This is a genomic window from Ochrobactrum teleogrylli (genome assembly GCF_006376685.1).
GTDB classification, from domain to species: domain Bacteria; phylum Pseudomonadota; class Alphaproteobacteria; order Rhizobiales; family Rhizobiaceae; genus Brucella; species Brucella teleogrylli.
This window is the reverse complement of record NZ_VEWL01000026.1, coordinates 1-19,887: the sequence shown is the minus strand read 5'-3', so window position 1 is coordinate 19,887 and position 19,887 is coordinate 1. Positions and strand designations below refer to the sequence as shown.

The following is a 19,887-nucleotide window of genomic DNA, read 5'->3' as shown; positions in this document are numbered from 1 at the left end:
GCAGTCACAAAACGCGCCCCCTCCCAAAAACAAAACCCGCCGAAAAATATCGGCGGGTTTGTCAGCGGCCTGAGGCCCGCTTGTGCGGGCCTTTCTCCATGCTCTCTCGAAGAGATTACATATGGATCGGCTTGGCGAAGGTCGCCAGAGCGGATTCGCGCACGGCTTCCGACATGGTCGGATGCGCATGGCAGGTGCGGGCCAGATCTTCCGAAGAACCGCCGAATTCCATCAGTACGGCCAGTTCGTGGATCATTTCACCGGCATTGTAACCGAGGATATGTGCGCCCAGAACGCGATCCGTTGCCTTGTCGGCGAGGATTTTCACGAAACCATCGGTGTGCAGCATGGCGCGTGCACGACCATTGGCCGTGAACGGGAACTTGCCGACCTTGTATTCAACGCCGGCAGCTTTCAGTTCTTCTTCGGTCTTGCCCACGGAAGCCACTTCCGGCTGGGTGTAGACGACGCTTGGAATGACGTCGAAATTCACATGACCGGCCTGACCGGCGATGATTTCGGCAACGGCAATGCCTTCATCCTCGGCCTTGTGCGCCAGCATCGGGCCCTGCACCACGTCGCCGATGGCATAGATGCCTTCGACATTGGTGCGCCAATGGTCGTCAATCGCAACGCGACCGCGATCATCGACAGTGACGCCTGCTTCCTGAAGGCCGAGACCATCCGTGTAAGGACGGCGGCCCGTAGAGATCAGAACGGCATCGGCTTCGAGCACTTCCGCATCGCCGCCCTTGACCGGCTCGAAGGTAACCTTTGCGCCTTTGCCGGACTTTTCAACGCCCGTGACTTTCGCGCTGAGCTTGAAGGCAATGCCCTGCTTTTCCAGCAAACGCTGGAACTGCTTGGAAACTTCGCCGTCCATCGCACCCAGCACCTTGTCGAGATATTCGACAACCGTGACCTTCGCGCCGAGACGCGCCCAGACCGAACCCAGCTCCAGACCGATCACACCGCCGCCGACAACGACCAGATGACCCGGAACCTTGTCGAAGGACAGAGCGCCGGTCGAGGACACGATGGTCTTCTCGTCGATATCGACCTTGACGCCCGGAATACCAGCGACGTCGGAACCCGTGGCGATGATGATGTTCTTGGCTTCGATTTCCTCAACCTTGCCGTCTTCGGCGGTCACGGAAACCTTGCCCTTGGCGACGATCTTGCCGGTGCCGATGTAAGGGGTGATCTTGTTCTTCTTGAACAGGAATTCCACGCCCGAGGTGTTCGACTTCACGGTCGCGTCCTTGTGGGCCAGCATCTTTTCCAGATTGAGCTTCGGCTTGCCGACTTCCACGCCCAGCGTGTCGAAGGAATGGCCAGCTTCGGCAAACACTTCCGACGCATGCAAAAGCGCCTTGGACGGAATGCAGCCGACATTGAGGCAGGTGCCGCCGAAGGTCTTGCGCTTTTCCACCACGGCAACCGAGAGACCGAGCTGCGCGGCCTTGATTGCGGCGACATAACCGCCGGGGCCCGTACCGATGACAACCACATCATAAGACATTGAATTACCCTTTTCAGTCTTTCCTGAACGTTTTTAGTTTGAGACCGGCATTCGTGAGAACAGCCGGTCAGTTTTCATCCGGGGTGCATCCCTGAAAGCGGAACACTTCCCACTGAAGCGGCTTTTCCGGTTTGGCCGCTCCAAAATCATAGCCGTCGAGCGCCGTCACCAGATCGGGAAACAGCACGGCCTGCGCAGCTGGTTCGTCCGCCTTCGGCAGAACATCAGCTTCCGCGCTTTCCTTCAGCGCATAGATGACGCTCTGCCAGATGCTGCAATCATCGAGGTCTTCCGCATTGGAGCCGTCGCCCTTGCAATTATAGGTGATGAGCGCATAAGGCCGCGCCACACCTTCTTCCGGCCAGATCACCATGCCGCTCAGCTTGAATTCCGGCTTGTCATTGGCCGTGATGGTGAATTCATTCGTCGGCGCTGGCGTCATCTTGAGATCGTTCGACTGCAAGGGCTGGAACGTCAGCGTATAGGCGCCGTCACGATCCTGATAGATGCCGCGATTCTGTGTGCAGGCCGCCTGCACCGCAGTCGAGAACACCGATGCGGCAACGACCGAAGCGGCCGTTATTCTGAGAAGCTTAACTGCAACATGCATCTGTCGGTTCTCCTTGAGTTTTTCCGGCAGCAAATCAATTGCTTCTTACATAGCCTTTTCGGTCGCAAGTTTAAGCCCCAGCGCGATGAAGACAACACCGCTGGTACGGTCAATCCATTTCGAAGCGCGCGAGAAGGCCGCGCGCATCTTCGGCGTGGTCATGAAAATGCTGACGCCAATAAACCAGCTGATCAGCGCGGTTGCCATCACAACACCGTAACCGAGCTTCACTTCGGTCGGCGTATGCGCGTGCACGACCGTTGAGAAGATCGACAGGAAGAAGAACACGGCTTTCGGATTGAGCGCGTTGGCGGCAAAGCCGAGACCGAAGGCCTTGGCAAAGCTCTGCTGCTTGCGTGGCTCCTTCGCATCGTTTTCGACATCGATCTTCGTCGCGCCAGCGCGCAGCGCCTTGATACCGATATAGACGAGATAGGCCACACCGCACCATTTGACGATGTTGAACAGATAGATCGACTGAGAAATGATGAGGCCGAGACCCAGAACCGTATAGGTGACATGCATCATCAGCGCGCTACCGATGCCGAAACTGGTGATGATCGCCTCACGGCGGCCATGCATCAGTGACTGACGCATGACCATGGCAAGATCAGCCCCCGGCGAAACAATCGCAAAGAAGAAGATCGCCATCAGAGAGGCCAGTTCGAAGAGATAGGGATGCATCGCTTTTCCTTTGCTGCACTATGCGCGAAGACCCGCGCAGGCAACCATCAAAAAATCAAAGCCAGAAACATGACACCCAGTCCGACCATCGAGCCGACCCAGATCAGCGACCGGATATAGGGAATGCCCGCCAGATAGAGCGGAATATAGACAATACGGCAGGCAAACCAGAGCCAGGCCCCGTAAACGCCCCATTGCGCCGCATCGCCTTTCAGCGTCAAAGCCAGCGCCAGCGCGATAAAAGCCGGATAGGTTTCGCGGAAATTGGCGGATGCCCGTTCCGCACGACCGGCAATCGCGCCGGAAGGCTTCAGTCCTTCATCGCGGGGACCGGCATTCCAGTCTGTGCCGAGTTCTCGCGTCGCCGTCATGGCCTGAAGCAGCACATGCGCCACCAGCAAAACCACGCTCCAGCCGACAAGTGGCAGGTAGGGCGGCAGATAAGGCGAAGAGGAGAAAAGACCCGACTCCATCGTGCAAATCCCGTTTCTCGCAAACCCGACCGAAAAGCCGCCCGATCATGTTCGGGCGGCTTTTTTTGAATTCCAGCTTAGAGATCGAGAACCAGACGTTCCGGATCTTCCAGGCTTTCCTTGACGCGAACGAGGAAGGTCACGGCTTCCTTGCCGTCCACGATGCGGTGATCGTAGCTGAGAGCCAGATACATCATCGGACGGATGACGATCTGACCGCCGACGACAACCGGACGATCCTGGATCTTGTGCATGCCGAGAATGCCCGACTGCGGCGAATTGAGGATCGGCGAAGACATCAGCGAACCGTAAACGCCACCATTGGTGATGGTGAAGGTGCCGCCCTGCATGTCAGCCATCGAAAGCGTGCCATCGCGCGCGGCCTTGGCCAGACGGCCCAGTTCCTTTTCCACGCCCGCGATCGAAAGCTGATCGGCGTCGCGGATGACCGGAACCACAAGACCCTTATCGGTGCCGACAGCCATGCCGACATGCGCAAAATTCTTGTAGATAATGTCGGTGCCGTCGATCTCGGCGTTAACAGCCGGGATTTCCTTCAGCGCATGGGTCACAGCCTTCGTGAAGAAGCCCATGAAGCCGAGCTTCACGCCATGCTTCTTTTCGAAGACGTCTTTGTACTTGGTGCGCAGTTCCATCACGGCCGACATGTCGACTTCGTTATAGGTCGTCAGCATGGCAGCGGTGTTCTGCGCATCCTTCAGACGCTTGGCGATGGTCTGGCGCAGACGGGTCATCTTCACGCGTTCTTCGCGCGATGCGTCGTCAGCCGACGAAGCCGGACGAGCAGCAGCCGCTGCGACCGGAGCCGGAGCAGCCGATACACCTTTAGCAATAGCGTCGAGAACGTCGCCCTTGAGGACCTGACCGCGCTTGCCCGAACCATCGACCTGATCGGCAGACAGACCGTTTTCAGCGAGAAGCTTCGAAGCGGCAGGTGCGGGCTGCATGGCAGGACCGGACGATGCGGAAGCAACTGGTGCAGCGGCAGCCGGAGCAGCAGCGGCGGCAGGCTTGGCTTCTTCCTTCTTCGGAGCCGGAGCGGCAGCAGCGCCCTCACCCGAAATCTGGCCGAGCAGAGCGTTCACTTCAACCGTGTCGCCTTCCTTGGCCACGATTTCAGCTAGCACGCCAGCAGCAGCAGCCGGAACTTCCACTGTCACCTTGTCGGTTTCCAGTTCCACCAGCGGTTCGTCGATAGCGACGGCATCGCCAACCTTCTTGAACCATTTTCCGATGGTTGCCTCAGTAACGGACTCCCCAAGCGTGGGAACGCGAATTTCGGTGGCCATGGTTTCTTCTTCCGTTGATCTTCAAACTTTGGATTTTATGTTCAATTCAGGCTGGAGCAGTTTCGAAAAACCGCTCCAGAACTATAACTCGGATCAGTTACCGAGCGCATCCTCAAGGAAAGCTTCAAGCTGCGCAAGATGCTTCGACATCAGGCCGGTTGCCGGAGAAGCGGCAGCCGGGCGGCCCGTGTAGCGGACGCGCTGATGCTTGGCATCGATATGCGCCAGCACCCATTCCAGATACGGATCGATGAACGACCACGCACCCATGTTCTTCGGCTCTTCCTGACACCAGACGATTTCCGCATGACGGAAACGCGACAGCTCGTTGATGAGCGCCTTGGCCGGGAATGGGTAAAGCTGTTCCACGCGCAGCAGGTAGACATCGTCGATGCCGCGCTTTTCACGCTCTTCGTAGAGATCGTAATAGACCTTGCCCGAGCAGAGCACGACGCGACGGATCTTGGCATCTTTCTGAAGCTTGATGCCTTCTTCACCCTTGTTGTACTGCGCGTCGTCCCACAGCAGACGGTGGAACGAGGAATCGCCCGACAGTTCGCTAAGGCTGGACACGGCGCGCTTGTGGCGCAGCAGCGACTTCGGCGTCATCATGATGAGCGGCTTGCGGAAGTCGCGCTTCATCTGGCGGCGCAGAATATGGTAGTAGTTAGCCGGCGTCGTAACGTTGGCAACCTGCATATTGTCTTCAGCGCAAAGCTGGAGATAGCGTTCCAGACGGGCCGACGAATGTTCCGGACCCTGACCTTCATAGCCATGTGGCAGAAGGCAGACGAGACCGGACATACGCAGCCACTTGCGCTCGCCCGACGAGATGAACTGGTCGAACACGACCTGCGCACCGTTGGCGAAATCGCCGAACTGGGCTTCCCAGAGAACCAGCGCACGCGGATCGGACAGCGAATAACCGTATTCGTAGCCGAGTACCGCTTCTTCCGAAAGCATCGAGTTGATGGCTTCGTAGATCGCCTGCCCCTTCTGAATATTGTTCAGCGGGATATAGCGGTTCTGGTTTTCCTGATCGTAGAGAACCGTGTGACGCTGCGAGAAGGTGCCGCGTTCCACGTCCTGACCGGACAGGCGGATCGGATGGCCTTCCGCGACCAGCGTGCCGAATGCCAGCGATTCAGCGGTTGCCCAATCGATGCCTTCGCCGGTTTCCATCATCTTGGCGCGGTTATCGAGGAAGCGCTGGATGGTGCGGTGGACATGGAAGTCCTGCGGCACTTCAACCAGCTTCTTGCCGATTTCCTTGAGTGTCTTGATCGGAACGCCGGTCTTACCGCGGCGCTGCTCATCGGCATTGTCCGCCGTGCGCAGACCAGCCCAGGCGCCGTCCAGCCAGTCGGCCTTGTTCGGCTTGTAGCTCTGTCCGGCTTCGAACTCGATTTCGAGCTTTTCGCGCCAGTCGGCGCGCATCTTGTCGACGTCGGCCTGGGTGAGCAGACCTTCCGCAATCAGCTTGTCGCTATAGAGCTGAACCGTCGTTTTGTGCGCGCGGATTTCCTTGTACATCAACGGCTGGGTGAAGGACGGTTCGTCGCCTTCATTGTGGCCGAAGCGACGGTAGCAGAACATGTCCACGACCACCGGCTTGTGGAAGGTCATGCGGAATTCCATCGCAACCTTGGCCGCGAACACCACAGCTTCCGGATCGTCGCCATTGACGTGGAAGACCGGCGCTTCGACCATCTTCGCCACATCCGACGGATAAGGCGAAGAACGCGAGAAGGCCGGATTGGTGGTGAAACCGATCTGGTTGTTGATGATGAAATGCAGCGTGCCGCCGACGCGGTGACCCTTGAGGCCCGACAGGCCAAGGCACTCGGCAACCACACCCTGACCGGCGAAAGCGGCATCGCCGTGCAGCAGCAGCGGCAGAACCTTGGCGCGTTCGGTCAACGGCACCATGTCGTCGCGGGTGCGACCGACAAGCAGATCCTGCTTGGCGCGGGCCTTGCCCATGACAACCGGGTTGACGATTTCAAGATGCGACGGGTTGGCGGTCAGCGACAGGTGAACCTTGTTGCCGTCAAACTCGCGGTCCGACGAAGCGCCAAGATGGTACTTCACGTCGCCCGAACCTTCCACATCGTCCGGCGCGTAGGAGCCGCCCTTGAACTCGTGGAAGATGGCGCGGTGCGGCTTGCCCATGACCTGGGACAGCACGTTCAGGCGGCCACGGTGCGCCATGCCGAGCACGACTTCCTTAAGGCCCATCTGGCCGCCGCGCTTGACGATCTGTTCCAGCGCCGGGATCAGCGATTCACCGCCATCGAGGCCGAAACGCTTGGTGCCCTTGTACTTGACGTCGATGAACTGCTCGAAACCCTCTGCTTCGATGAGCTTCGACAGGATAGCCTTCTTGCCTTCCGGCGTGAAAGCGACCTTTTTATCCGGACCTTCGATGCGTTCCTGAATCCATGCCTTTTCAGCCGGATCGGAAATATGCATGAACTCGACGCCGATCGTGCCGCAATAGGTGCGCTTCAGAATGTCGAGCATTTCCGGCACGGTCGCGTATTCGAGGCCGAGCACATTATCGATGAAAATCTTGCGATTGTAGTCGGCAGGCGTGAAGCCGTAAGCTTCCGGCTCCAGCTCGTTATAGTCGTTCGGCTTTTCAGCGAGACCGAGCGGATCGAGATTGGCATGCAGATGGCCGCGCATGCGATAGGCGCGGATCATCATGATGGCGCGAACGCTGTCGCGTGCAGCCTGTGCAATCTCTTCAGCGGAAAGCGCTGCGGCGGCCTTGCTGTCGCCTTTGGCAGCCTTGCCCTTGAGCTTGTCTGTGACGTGCTTTTCGACTTCGGCCCAATTGCCGTCGAGAGCGGAGACGAGTTCGCCATTGGCGGCAATCGGCCAGTTTTTTCTGGTCCAGCTTGCGCCTTGCGCATTCTTCTTCACATCTTCGGCACTATCGCCCAGCTTCGCGAAGAAATCGCGCCACTGCGGATCAACCGAATTCGGATCATCCTCATACTTGGCGTACAGCTCCTCGATATAGTCGGCGTTGCCGCCATAGAGGAACGAGGTAAGGGCGAAAACGTCGTTGGCCTGTTCTTGCCTTGCCATAACCTAATCCGGAGCTTTGCTCCGTCTCCTTGTCAGTAGCTCATCTGCGCGGGCCGGAAGATACCGAAACCTTCATCCCTCACGCCGCCGGGGAGGAACCACAACAGACCCCGGCAAAACTCGTTTCTACGCGACCCGAGCGATCTGTTCCGACGCAATTGTCAAAACCACCCGGTCTATTTGTTCGACACCGAAGAATGACCGCGAATGCCTGCCATTCCCTTAAAGCCCGGTATCCGGCTTCAGTATGTTTTTGTTATGCCAAACCCGGCAGCGGCTTTCGCCGCCGCCGGGATATTCAAACTCAGTCGGTCTCAGCCCTTGAGGACTTCAACCAGCGTCTTGCCGAGCTGCGCAGGCGACGGGGAGACGCGGATGCCAGCCGATTCCATGGCTGCAATCTTGTCTTCCGCTCCGCCCTTGCCGCCGGAGATCACGGCGCCGGCATGGCCCATGGTGCGTCCTGCAGGCGCGGTGCGGCCAGCGATGAAGCCGACCATCGGCTTCTTGCGACCGCGCTTGGCTTCGTCCTTGAGAAACTGAGCCGCGTCTTCTTCAGCCGAACCACCGATTTCGCCGATCATGACGATCGACTTGGTTTCGTCGTCGGCCAGGAACATTTCCAAGACGTCGATGAACTCGGTGCCCTTGACCGGATCGCCGCCGATACCAACAGCGGTGGTCTGGCCGAGGCCCTCGTTCGAGGTCTGGAACACAGCTTCATAGGTAAGCGTGCCGGAGCGCGATACAACACCCACCGAACCCTTCTTGAAGATATTGCCCGGCATGATGCCGATCTTGCATTCTTCAGGGGTCAGGATGCCCGGGCAGTTCGGTCCAAGCAGGCGCGACTTCGAGCGTTCCAGACGCTCCTTGACGCGAACCATGTCCATGACCGGAATGCCTTCGGTGATGCAGACGATGAACGGAATCTCAGCTTCGATGGCTTCGATGATCGCATCGGCAGCACCTGCTGGCGGAACATAGATCACGGAAGCGTCGGCGCCCGTGCGTTCCTTGGCTTCGGCAACGGTTGCGAAGATCGGGAGCTTTTCGCCCTTCGAGCCTTCCCAGGTTTCGCCACCCTTCTTCGGATGGATACCGCCGACCATCTGCGTGCCGTAATAGGCAAGCGCCTGTTCGGTGTGGAAAGTACCGGTCTTGCCGGTCAGGCCCTGTACGAGAACCTTGGTGTCCTTGTTGACGAGAATGGACATGCCTTAATTCCCCTTCACAGCAGCGACGATCTTCTGCGCCGCATCGTCGAGATCGTCAGCCGAAATAACGTTCAGGCCGCTCTCGTTGATGATCTTCTTGCCGAGTTCCACATTGGTGCCTTCAAGACGGACAACCAGCGGAACCTTCAGGCCGACTTCCTTGACCGCAGCGATCACGCCTTCGGCGATCACGTCGCACTTCATGATGCCACCGAAGATGTTGACCAGAATGCCCTGGACAGCCGGATCAGCGGTGATGATCTTGAACGCAGCCGTCACCTTCTCCTTGGAAGCGCCGCCACCAACGTCGAGGAAGTTGGCAGGTTCTGCACCGTAGAGCTTGATGATGTCCATCGTTGCCATGGCAAGGCCTGCACCGTTGACCATGCAGCCGATATTGCCATCGAGAGCGACGTAAGCGAGATCGTATTTGGAAGCTTCGATTTCTTTTTCGTCTTCTTCCGACAAATCGCGCAGTTCCTGAATGTCAGGATGACGGAACAGCGCATTGCCGTCGAACGATACCTTGGCGTCGAGAACGCGCACGCGGCCATCGGTCATGACGATCAGCGGGTTGATTTCGAGAAGGCTCATGTCCTTTTCGGTGAAGGCTTTGTAGAGGATCGGGAACAGCTTGAGGCCGTCTTCGCGAGCCTGACCTTCAAGCTTCAACGCGTCGGCGAGCTTGTTGGCGTCTTCATCCGTTACGCCCTTGGCCGGATCGATGGCGACAGTCACGATCTTTTCAGGGGTTTCTTCGGCAACGGCTTCGATGTCCATGCCGCCTTCGGTTGAAACGACGAAAGCCGGACGGCCGACGGTGCGGTCGATCAGGATCGAGAGATAAAGCTCGCGATCAATGTCGGCGCCGTCTTCGATGTAAAGGCGGTTGACCTGCTTGCCAGCAGGGCCGGTCTGCTTGGTGACGAGCGTGTTGCCCAGCATTTCCTTCGCATTGGCAACCACTTCCTCAACCGACTTGGCGAGGCGCACGCCGCCCTTGGCGTCCGGGCCGAGTTCCTTGAACTTGCCCTTGCCGCGACCGCCAGCGTGGATCTGGCTCTTGACGACGTAAAGCGGGCCAGGAAGCGTCTTTGCCCATTCTTCCGCCTGTTCGACGGAATAGACAGCCACACCATTGGCGATCGGCGCGCCGTAGGTGTGAAGCAGGCGCTTGGCCTGATATTCGTGAATATTCATCTGGTTGTCCTCTACGGATTCCCGGTTCGTCTGGCGAACCGGTACGGCCCAAATCTTCGACCAATATTGACAGCCGGAAAAGGCCGGAGCCCCATCAAAAACAGGGCATCCGGCCTTGTCTGGATATTACTTGAGCGACGGAGCGATAGCGATGCAAGCCTCGCAAAGACCGGCAACCGAAGCCACCGACTTTTCGAACTCGGCCTTTTCCTGACCGTCGAGATCGATTTCGATGATGCGTTCAACGCCATTGGCGCCGATCACGGTCGGCACGCCGACATACATGTCCTTCACGCCATACTGACCGCTCAGCTGGGCAGCGACAGGCAGAACGCGCTTCTTGTCCTTGAGATAGGATTCAGCCATCTGAATGGCCGAAGAAGCCGGAGCGTAGAAAGCCGAACCGGTCTTGAGCAGGCCGACGATTTCCGCACCGCCATCACGGGTGCGCTGGATGATCTTGTCGAGCTTTTCCTGGCTGGTCCAGCCCATCTTGACCAGATCCGGCAACGGGATGCCTGCAACGGTCGAGTAGCGCGCCAGCGGAACCATGCTGTCGCCGTGGCCGCCGAGTACGAATGCGGTGACATCTTCAACCGAAACGTTGAATTCTTCCGAGAGGAAATAACGGAAGCGGGCGCTGTCGAGAACGCCAGCCATGCCGACGACCTTGTGAGCCGGAAGGCCCGAGAACTTCTGCAGAGCCCAGACCATCGCGTCGAGCGGGTTGGTGATGCAGATGACGAAGGCTTCAGGCGCATATTTCTTGATGCCTGCGCCGACCTGTTCCATCACCTTCAGGTTGATGCCCAGAAGATCGTCGCGGCTCATACCAGGCTTGCGCGGCACACCGGCGGTAACGATGACAACGTCCGCGCCTTCGATGGCTGCGTAATCGTTGGCGCCGGTAAACTTCGCATCAAAACCGTCAACCGGAGAAGATTCGGCGATATCCAGTCCCTTGCCCTGCGGAGTACCTTCCGCAATGTCGAAAAGGACGACGTCGCCCAGTTCCTTCAGACCGGCGAGATGAGCGAGCGTGCCGCCAATCATACCGGAGCCGATGAGGGCAATCTTGTTGCGTGCCATGATTGTTTCTTTCCTCAAGTTTGATCCAGAAACGCATGAAGCCATCCGGTGTCCTCCCGGAAACGCTTAAGCGCTGCGAGGGTTCGATATGACTCTTTGCAAAAAAACACAACTCATTATTTTGCGACCAATGTTTTCAATCGGTTAGAATTATATGTTCTTACGTAAACGTAAGATAATTGGGCGAAATAATGGCAATTGCCCTCCTTCTCGCCCGCCACCACCATGCCGATGGTGCGATAGGCAAGCCGCCAATCCGATCGGTCATTGCCGCAGCCCGCATCCATATGCACGGTGCAACAATGCTGGAGCAGATACATCCTTCCGGATGCACCAAGGTTGCTCCAACTATCTGAACCTGCACGCCCTCACCTCCAAAATCGCCTGCGCGTTCCGGGGCAAATGCGCTGAATTTGCGCGGGCACGATAGCCGATTGAGGATATAAGTCCAGTCTGTGGCAATCAGATGATAGGATCAGGAGATTGCTCGCCAGAGAGAGCCCGCAGAATCGGCGAGCCGTACTCTCCACCAAACCGATGCGCGAAACGCACAGGTCTCACCCGGCATTCTCCGGTATCTGCGACAGATATTCGGCGCTCTGCATTTCAAAAAGACGCGACGCGGTGCGGTCGAATTCGAACGCTTCGGTGCCGCTTTTTGCGACGTAGAGCTTCTCCGGCTGCGCTTCCGCCGTGATGAACACGCGGGCGTGGTGATCGTAAAGAACGTCCACCAGCAGGATGAAACGCTTGGCTTCATTGCGTCGCGACAGGTCGAGCATCGGCACATTGTCGATGAACAAGGTCGAATAGCGACCGACAATGGCCAGATAGTCCGTAGCGCCGAGCGGACGGCTGCATAGTTCCTCAAAACTGAAACGCGCAGCACCCGGAACAGCACGCGGCACCTCGACGTCACGCCCCTTAATGCGGATCGCGTCCGGCCTTTCTTCCATGCCGTCCTTCTGCGCGGCCCAGGCGGCATCCATCCGCTTTGCCGTCTCGCCGCCGAGCGGAGCGAGATAAACCGGCTGCAAATCGAGCTTTTCCAGCCGGTAGTCGGTGCGCGAATCGAGATTGATCACATCGACATGCTTCTTGAGAATATCGACGAAGGGCAGGAACAGCTGACGGTTGAGGCCGTCGCGATAGAGATTGTCCGGCGCGACATTCGACGTAGCGATCAGCACGACCCCGCGCGCGAAAAGCGCGCTGAAGAGGCGCGACAGGATCATCGCATCGGCAATGTCGGTGACGGTGAATTCGTCGAAGCACAACACCCATGCCTGTGCGCTCAGCGCATCGGCGACCGGCGGGATCGGATCGTCCTGCTTGGTTTCTCCGCGCTTCAAAGCCTGACGATGCGCATTGATACGGTCATGCACATCGGCCATGAAATCGTTGAAATGCGCACGGCGTTTGCGTTCGACGGGCAGAAGCTGGAAGAACATATCCATCAGCATGGTCTTGCCGCGCCCGACTTCGCCATGGACATAAAGCCCCTTGACGATCTCCTGCGCCTGCTTGCGCTTGCCGAACAGCCAGCCCAGCGCGCTGGATTTGCGGGAAAGCCGCTTGGTGCAGATTTCCTCGATCAGCCGGTCGTAGCGGTCGGTGAGTTGCAACTGGGCGGGATCGGCCTCCACATCGCCGGATGCTACCATCGCATCATAATGCTCGCGGACGGAGGGAAACGCTTTCAGATTACCATCAAAGGACATGACAGGTTCCGTGAACCTCTAATTAAACATCGGCGGAGCAGTCCGGAGACGCCCCGCCGTGATCGATTGTTTCGGCTTTATATCAGCGGGAAAGCGACAGGGCCTGACCGCCGGTGGTCTGGCCGTCGAAACGGCCCGGACCGGACGAATAGAGCGAAGCGACCGTGCCGCCCGATCCATCGTAAAGCACAAGCTGCTTGCCGTTGACGGCCCAGGAAGCGAGGTTTGCCAGTTCGCCCGGGCAGCGCAGCGGGCCTGCGCGGAAACCCTGACCATATTTGGTCTGAGGCGTAGCAACCTTACAGCTCTGGCCGCCAAGCGAAGCGTTCCAGACGCCTGCGACCGTGCCCGGCGTCAGATCAGGCGCGGATGCGGGCGGCAGGCTTGCAACCTGCGTGTTGCCCGGCTGCATGCCGGGATTGGACGTGGGCGCGGTCGGGAATTGCGAAGCATCCGGTGAATTGAGATTGCCCTTCTGAACGGCTCCCTGCGGCGCGGCCTGCAAGGGCGCTGGCGGAGGGGGCGGCGAAACCGGGCCGAGATCATTGTTCATCCGGGAGCTCTGGCAGCCGGCCAGTACGATGCCAGCCGCCGCCAGGCTCAGCAAACTTGCTTTCGAAATTCCCATCAGGTTCTCCATTTCGGTCGAGGTCTCGGGGAAAGAGGCGCGAACCACGCGTCTGCGAAACCAAACATCACGACAATATTGCCGCGATAAAATGGCTATATGGTTAAAAAATCAACACTGCCGCCCGGCAATTTGAGCAGGAGAGACCATTCCGGGTTTGAAATTGCTCATATATTTGGTGACTGGGACAGGAAGGCCACAGTTTAGTATCTGCGCAGATCGAAACGGAACGGCACAATCAGCCCTATAAGCCCCCAGCAAGGTTAGCTTCATTGCTGGCACTGGCAATTTGCCGGGTTTTCCGCCATATAGACGCCAGATAACTCATTCAATGAACCGTGTCGGCTGCTTCAATGCAACCGCAGGCAGAACGGAACTACAAAAACCATGGCCACCAGGGCAGCCTTCGCCAAGATGAACGGGCTCGGCAATCAGATCATCGTTGCCGATATGCGCGGTCGCGCAGACCGCATCACGCCCGACGCCGCCATTCATCTTGCCAGTGCGCGTGAAACGGCCTTCGACCAGATCATGGCCATTCATGATCCACGCACGCCGGGCACCGACAATTATATCTCCATTATCAATTGCGACGGCACGGAAGCGCAAGCTTGCGGCAACGGCACGCGCTGCGTGGTGCAGGCGCTGGCCGCCGAGACCGGCAAGCGCGCCTTCACCTTTGAAACCCGCGCCGGAATTCTGACCGCAACGGAACATGATGACGGGCTGATCACCGTCGATATGGGCAAGCCGCATTTCGAATGGCAGCAAATCCCGCTTGCCGAAGCATTCCACGACACGCGCATGATCGAGCTTCAGGTCGGGCCCATCGATGCGCCCGTGCTGCATTCGCCTTCGGTCGCCTCCATGGGCAATCCGCATGCGATCTTCTGGGTGGACCGCGACGTATGGTCCTATGAATTGGAAAAGTTCGGCCCGCTTCTGGAAAACCATCCGATTTTCCCGGAACGCGCCAATATCTCGATTGCCCGCGTCACGTCGCCGGAAACAATGGACCTGCGCACCTGGGAACGTGGCGCGGGGCTGACCCGCGCCTGCGGTTCCGCCGCCTGCGCCGCCGCCGTTTCCGGCGCACGCACGCGCCGCACTGGCCGCAACGTCACGGTCAATGTTCCGGGCGGCCCGCTCAAGATCGAATGGCGCGACGACGATCACGTCATGATGACCGGTCCGGCGGAATGGGAATTTTCCGGCACATTCGACCCGGCAAGCGGCGACTGGAGCCGCGATTTTGAAGGCGGCCCGGCAACCGACAAGACTGGGGATAAGGGTGCGGCCTGATGAGTGTGGAAGTCGTAACATTCGGATGCCGTCTCAACACCTATGAATCCGAGGTGATGAAGCGCGAAGCCGACGCTGCCGGTCTTGGACAGTTGAAGGATGGCGCGATCATCTTCAACACCTGCGCCGTGACATCGGAAGCTGTGCGTCAAGCCCGTCAGGCCATCCGCAAGGCGCGGCGCGAAAATCCGGAAGCCCGCATTATCGTGACCGGCTGCGCGGCGCAGACCGAAGCCGACAATTTCGCCTCCATGGATGAAGTGGACCTCGTGCTTGGCAATGAGGAAAAGCTGAAATCCAACTCTTATCGGATGCTGCCCGATTTCGGCGTGAACCAGTTCGAGAAGGTGCGCGTCAACGACATTATGGAAGTGCGCGAAACCGCAAGCCACATGGTCGATGCCATCGAAGGCCGGGCGCGCGCTTTCGTGCAGGTCCAGAATGGCTGCGACCATCGCTGCACCTTCTGCATCATCCCCTATGGCCGCGGCAATTCCCGCTCGGTGCCGATGGGTGCGGTCGTGGAACAGGTGAAGCGCCTTGTCGGCAATGGTTATGCCGAAGTGGTGCTGACCGGCGTGGACATGACCTCCTATGGGCCGGACTTGCCGGGAAGCCTGCGTCTTGGCAAACTGGTCAAGACTGTTCTCAATCAGGTGCCGGACCTTCAGCGCCTTCGCCTCTCATCGATCGATTCCATCGAGGCGGATGACGATCTGATGGACGCCATTGCCAATGAAAAGCGGCTGATGCCGCATCTGCACCTGTCCTTGCAGGCGGGTGACGACATGATCCTGAAACGCATGAAACGCCGCCATCTGCGCGACGATTCCATTCGTTTCTGTGAAGCGGTGCGTTCGTTGCGGCCAGATATCGTGTTCGGTGCCGACATCATCACCGGCTTTCCGACCGAAACCGAGGACATGTTCCAGAACTCGATGAAGATCGTCGAGGAATGCGGACTGACTCATCTGCACGTCTTCCCCTATAGCGCACGCGAAGGCACGCCCGCCGCGCGTATGCCGCAGGTGCGGCGCGAAATCGTCAAGGAACGCGCCGCCCGGCTGCGCACCGAGGGCGACAGAGCTTATGAGAAACATCTTGCCTCGCTCACCGGCACGACCCAGCGTCTGCTGATCGAGAAGGAAGGCATCGCCCGAACGGAAGGCTTTACGCTCGCAGCCATTGATAATGGCGCACCGGGCGAAATCATCGAACGTGTGGTGACGGGCCACGACGGTGAGAAACTTCTCACCCGCGCCGCCTGACCATCAGCTGCATAAACTAAGGCATCGGAATCCATGGCTATCGGTTTCATCAAGAGAATGTTCTCCTTCGGCAAGAAGGAGGTCGAGGAAACGCCGGTCGATCAACCTGCGCCCGAGGCCGCAACCGAAGTCAAACCGGCGCCAGAACCTGAAGCGCCGGTAGCCGAACCTGTCGAAGCGCAGCCTGAAAAGCCGCAAGAGCCTGCAGCGGTCGATGAAACTGTCGAAGAACAGCGCGAACCGGAACATCCGGTCGCGGAAATCGAAATTCCAATCGACCAGCCGCCGGTGATGGAACCGGCGGTGATCGAACCGCCGTTTATTGAGCCTGAGGCCGAACCGGAACCCGAAGCCGAGCCAGAACCGGCTCCTGAACCGGAAAAGCCCGAAGAGCCGAAGCCTGTCGAAACACCTGCTCCCGTCGAAGCGGAGCCGGTGGCGGAAATTGCTCCTGCGCCTGAACCAGCGCCAGCGCCCGCCAAGCCGAAGAAGGTCAAGGTTTCCAAGGCCGTCGAGGAACAGGCGGAAGAAGCGCCTGCCGCCCCTATCGCCGAGCCGAAACTGTCGTGGTTCGAGCGTTTGCGGCGCGGCCTGTCGCGTTCGTCCTCGTCGCTCAGCGAATCCATTGGTGGCATTTTCACCAAGCGCAAGCTGGACGAAGACACGCTTCAGGATCTGGAAGACGTGCTGATCCAGGCCGACCTTGGCCTTGAGACCGCGATGCGCGTCACCGATGCGCTGGCCTCCGGACGCTACGGCAAAGATGTTTCGAGCGATGAAGTGCGCTCGATCATGAGCACGGAAATCGAGAAAGTGCTGGGTCCCGTCGCCAGGCCGCTGGAACTCGACCTTTCGCATAAGCCGCATGTCATTCTGGTGGTCGGCGTCAACGGCACCGGCAAGACCACGACCATCGGCAAGCTCGCGGCAAAGCTGACGGCAGGTGGCCTGAAGGTCATGCTGGCGGCCGGTGATACGTTCCGCGCCGCAGCCATCGAACAGCTGCATATCTGGGGCGAGCGCACCGGCGCACCGGTCGTCTCGTCCAAGTTGGGCGCTGATGCGGCGGGCCTCGCCTATGACGCCTGGGAAAAAGCCCGGGACGCGGGCAGCGACGTGCTAATCATCGATACAGCCGGGCGCTTGCAGAACAAGGCCGAACTGATGGACGAACTGGCCAAGATCGTGCGCGTGCTCGGCAAGCACGACCCGGAAGCGCCGCATACGGTGTTGCAGACGCTCGACGCCACGACAGGCCAGAACGCGCTCAATCAGGTGGAAATTTTCAAGAATATCGCCGGTGTGAACGGGCTGGTCATGACCAAGCTTGACGGCACGGCGCGGGGCGGCATTCTTGTCGCCATTTCGGCCAAGCACAAGCTGCCGGTCTATTTCATCGGTGTCGGCGAAGGCGTCGATGACCTCGAACCATTTGCGGCCAATGAATTTGCCCGCGCCATTGCAGGAGTTGCCTGATGGAGCACCCCGTCTTCGAACGCGATCCGTCGCAGAAGAGCGAAGCCGAGCGCAAGGAAGTGCCACCACTGCTCAAACTGGTGCTGGAGCTGGGGCCGCTTCTGGTATTCTTCTTCGCCAATGCGCGCGGCGAAACGCTGATCGAACGTTTTCCCGTGCTCGCTTCCATCGGCGAGCCGATCTTTCTGGCCACCGCCCTGTTCATGGTCGCGACAGTGATCGCGCTCACCATTTCATGGGCCATGACGCGCACCCTGCCTATCATGCCGCTCATTTCCGGCATTGTGGTTCTGGTGTTTGGCGCGCTGACGCTCTGGCTGCACAACGACACCTTCATCAAGATGAAGCCAACTATCGTGAACACGCTGTTCGGCGCGATCCTTCTGGGCGGGTTGTTCTTCGGCAAGTCGCTTCTGGGCTATGTGTTCGATTCGGCCTTCCGGCTCGATGCCGAGGGCTGGAAAAAGCTCACCTTCCGCTGGGGCCTGTTCTTCATCTTTCTGGCGGTAGCCAATGAAGTCGTGTGGCGCAATTTTTCCACCGATGCGTGGGTTTCGTTCAAGGTCTGGGGCATCATGCCCATCACCATCATCTTCACACTTTTACAAATGCCGCTTATCCAGAAGCATTCATTGACAGAGGACAATAAGCCCGCATCATAGTCATATGAACAGCGGGAATTGAGGGAATCGCGGCATGGTCGAAATCGCACACAAGCTTGAGATCGAACAGTTCATCTGCCGCAGCGACAATTATGGCGTGTTGATCCACGATCCTGTCAGCGCGCTGACGGCGGCCATCGATGCGCCCGACGCCTATGCCATCGAAGCAGCGCTTGAACGGCGCGGCTGGACGCTTGATTTCATTTTCACGACGCATCATCACCTCGACCATGTCGAAGGCAATGCCGCACTGAAAAAGAAGTTTGGCCTCAGCATCATCGGCCCCAAGGATGAAGAGAGCAAAATCCCCGGCATCGACCGCACGGTCCACGACGGCGAAGAATTCACCTTCGGGCTTTTCAAGGTCAGGGTCATATCCACGCCCGGCCATACGGCTGGCGAGATTTCCTATTACATCCCCGACGCCAAAGTGGTCTTCACCGGCGATACACTGTTTGCGCTTGGCTGCGGGCGGCTTTTCGAGGGAACGCCAGCGACAATGTTCCGCTCACTGCAAAAGCTCGTCGCCCTGCCCGGCGACACAGCCGTCTATTGCGGCCACGAATATACCGAAAGCAATGCGCGCTTTGCGCTGACCATCGACCCGGATAATTCCGCGCTGAAAGAACGGGCGCTGGAGATCGGTCGGCTGCGCACTGCCGACAAGATGACCTTGCCGTCGAACATCAGCCTCGAAATGGCCACCAATCCGTTCCTGCGCTGGCATGACAGCCGCATTCGTGCCCGCCTTGGCATGCAGGATGCGCCCGACGAAGCCGTGTTTGCAGAGATCCGCAAGCGTAAAGACCTGTTTTAGAGCCGTCGCCTATGGCGACTGCACTATATAATTGTTTCACGCATAATCTTGTCCGAAAAGTCTGCAACTTTTCGGGATTATGCTTTTAGGATAAGACGACGATGACCCTTTCCCGCTTCAAAAGCCTGAACCGCGCCGCTCTTATTGGCCTGTCGCTTGTTGTCCTGCCTGCTTCTGCCGGAATGGCTTATGCGGAAGACATCCTGTCGATCGCCACGCCGCCGGAAACGCCAGCCGAAATCAACAATTTCAAGCTGACGGAAGATCTTCTGACGCGCATGGAAAAGGTCCATGCCGAGCTTGAGAGAATGCAGCTTTCCCCAACCGCGGAAGAAGGTCAGGACGCCCGGCCTTCGATGGATTCCATGGTGAAAAGCATCGAATCGCGCCCGCAGGTCGTGGAACTGATGAAGGCGCAGAACATCGCGCCGCGCGATTATCTGCTCGCCTATTTCGCCATGATGAGCGCCCTTGCCGCCGTCGATGCGGAAGAAGAAGACCAGCTCGTCGACGAGGTGAAGGGGATCAATCCCGAACACGTCGCCTTCGGCAAGCAATATGGCGACCGCATCCGCGAACTGATCGGGGAATAGTCTCGTCCCTCCCCCAGCGTCTCGTCATTCTCACCCAGCACCTCCGCCCCTCATCCTGAGGAGCCATCGAAGACGGCGTCTCGAAGGATCAAGCACCGAGTTATTCCCCCCCCCCCCTCGCCCTTCGAGACGGTGCTGCGCACCTCCTCAGCAACCGTGTTGTTGAGAGGTCCAAGGAGTTCGCCTTCGCAGGATGGTGTTAAGAATGGTTGCGAGCTT

General features: G+C 58.6%; 18 protein-coding genes. 7 read left to right on the top strand and 11 right to left on the bottom strand.

The features are described from left to right. Nucleotides 1-115: 115 nt before the first annotated feature. The 9 genes from lpdA to mdh all read right to left on the bottom strand — a co-directional run bounded on the left by lpdA (nt 116) and on the right by mdh (nt 11,201). Complete coding sequence (gene lpdA, locus FIC94_RS21925; RefSeq protein ID WP_140026420.1) at nt 116-1,522, bottom strand: dihydrolipoyl dehydrogenase; 1,407 nt, start codon at nt 1,520-1,522, stop codon at nt 116-118. A 67-nt stretch (nt 1,523-1,589) separates the two neighbouring features. Further along, the gene (locus FIC94_RS21920; protein ID WP_109369965.1) at nt 1,590-2,132 is read right to left on the bottom strand and encodes a hypothetical protein; all 543 of its coding nucleotides are present in this window, start codon (nt 2,130-2,132) and stop codon (nt 1,590-1,592) included. A gap of 45 nt (nt 2,133-2,177) precedes the next feature. Further along, on the bottom strand, nt 2,178-2,816 hold the full coding sequence (locus tag FIC94_RS21915) for a LysE family translocator (RefSeq protein WP_109369966.1): 639 nt from the start codon (nt 2,814-2,816) through the stop codon (nt 2,178-2,180). A 47-nt stretch (nt 2,817-2,863) separates the two neighbouring features. Continuing rightward, nucleotides 2,864-3,289 (bottom strand): MAPEG family protein, encoded by a 426-nt coding sequence (locus FIC94_RS21910; RefSeq protein WP_140026419.1) that lies wholly within the window; start codon nt 3,287-3,289, stop codon nt 2,864-2,866. 77 nt (nt 3,290-3,366) lie between these two features. After that, nucleotides 3,367-4,599 carry a 2-oxoglutarate dehydrogenase complex dihydrolipoyllysine-residue succinyltransferase gene (gene odhB / locus FIC94_RS21905; RefSeq protein ID WP_140026418.1) on the bottom strand — a complete coding sequence of 411 codons (1,233 nt, stop codon included), beginning with the start codon at nt 4,597-4,599 and terminating at the stop codon, nt 3,367-3,369. Nucleotides 4,600-4,692: 93 nt separating this feature from the next. After that, nucleotides 4,693-7,695 carry a 2-oxoglutarate dehydrogenase E1 component gene (locus FIC94_RS21900; RefSeq protein WP_109369969.1) on the bottom strand — a complete coding sequence of 1,001 codons (3,003 nt, stop codon included), beginning with the start codon at nt 7,693-7,695 and terminating at the stop codon, nt 4,693-4,695. A gap of 314 nt (nt 7,696-8,009) precedes the next feature. Continuing rightward, entirely contained in the window at nt 8,010-8,912 is a 903-nt protein-coding gene (gene sucD / locus FIC94_RS21895) for a succinate--CoA ligase subunit alpha (protein WP_104755057.1), read from the bottom strand. 3 nt (nt 8,913-8,915) lie between these two features. Next, on the bottom strand, nt 8,916-10,112 hold the full coding sequence (gene sucC / locus FIC94_RS21890) for an ADP-forming succinate--CoA ligase subunit beta (RefSeq protein WP_109369970.1): 1,197 nt from the start codon (nt 10,110-10,112) through the stop codon (nt 8,916-8,918). 126 nt (nt 10,113-10,238) lie between these two features. Then, the gene (gene mdh / locus FIC94_RS21885) at nt 10,239-11,201 is read right to left on the bottom strand and encodes a malate dehydrogenase (protein ID WP_109369971.1); all 963 of its coding nucleotides are present in this window, start codon (nt 11,199-11,201) and stop codon (nt 10,239-10,241) included. 191 nt (nt 11,202-11,392) lie between these two features. Between mdh and FIC94_RS22520 the strand changes: the two genes are divergently transcribed. Next, on the top strand, nt 11,393-11,557 hold the full coding sequence (locus FIC94_RS22520; protein WP_167836047.1) for a hypothetical protein: 165 nt from the start codon (nt 11,393-11,395) through the stop codon (nt 11,555-11,557). A 201-nt stretch (nt 11,558-11,758) separates the two neighbouring features. On the opposite strand, the gene zapE is transcribed toward FIC94_RS22520, so the two are convergent. Beyond that, complete coding sequence (gene zapE, locus FIC94_RS21875) at nt 11,759-12,922, bottom strand: cell division protein ZapE (RefSeq protein ID WP_109369973.1); 1,164 nt, start codon at nt 12,920-12,922, stop codon at nt 11,759-11,761. An 82-nt stretch (nt 12,923-13,004) separates the two neighbouring features. After that, entirely contained in the window at nt 13,005-13,550 is a 546-nt protein-coding gene (locus FIC94_RS21870; RefSeq protein WP_109369974.1) for a protease inhibitor Inh/omp19 family protein, read from the bottom strand. Nucleotides 13,551-13,937: 387 nt separating this feature from the next. Here FIC94_RS21870 and dapF point away from each other — a divergent pair, with 387 nt between their 5' ends. From dapF to FIC94_RS21840, 6 genes are all read left to right on the top strand, one after another. After that, entirely contained in the window at nt 13,938-14,852 is a 915-nt protein-coding gene (dapF, locus tag FIC94_RS21865) for a diaminopimelate epimerase (RefSeq protein WP_140026417.1), read from the top strand. Further along, nucleotides 14,852-16,120, top strand: a complete 1,269-nt coding sequence (gene mtaB, locus FIC94_RS21860; RefSeq protein WP_140026416.1) for a tRNA (N(6)-L-threonylcarbamoyladenosine(37)-C(2))-methylthiotransferase MtaB — start codon at nt 14,852-14,854, stop codon at nt 16,118-16,120. Before dapF ends, mtaB begins: the two co-directional genes overlap by 1 nt. Nucleotides 16,121-16,153: 33 nt before the next feature. Beyond that, nucleotides 16,154-17,596 (top strand): signal recognition particle-docking protein FtsY, encoded by a 1,443-nt coding sequence (ftsY, locus tag FIC94_RS21855; RefSeq protein WP_140026415.1) that lies wholly within the window; start codon nt 16,154-16,156, stop codon nt 17,594-17,596. Then, a complete protein-coding gene (locus tag FIC94_RS21850) occupies nt 17,596-18,258 on the top strand; it encodes a septation protein A (protein WP_109369978.1) in 663 nt (220 codons plus the stop codon). Before ftsY ends, FIC94_RS21850 begins: the two co-directional genes overlap by 1 nt. A gap of 34 nt (nt 18,259-18,292) precedes the next feature. Continuing rightward, nucleotides 18,293-19,075, top strand: coding sequence for a hydroxyacylglutathione hydrolase (gloB, locus tag FIC94_RS21845; RefSeq protein WP_140026414.1), 783 nt, complete (start codon nt 18,293-18,295; stop codon nt 19,073-19,075). A gap of 101 nt (nt 19,076-19,176) precedes the next feature. After that, the gene (locus FIC94_RS21840; protein ID WP_140026413.1) at nt 19,177-19,668 is read left to right on the top strand and encodes a hypothetical protein; all 492 of its coding nucleotides are present in this window, start codon (nt 19,177-19,179) and stop codon (nt 19,666-19,668) included. The last annotated feature ends 219 nt before the right edge of the window (nt 19,669-19,887 follow it).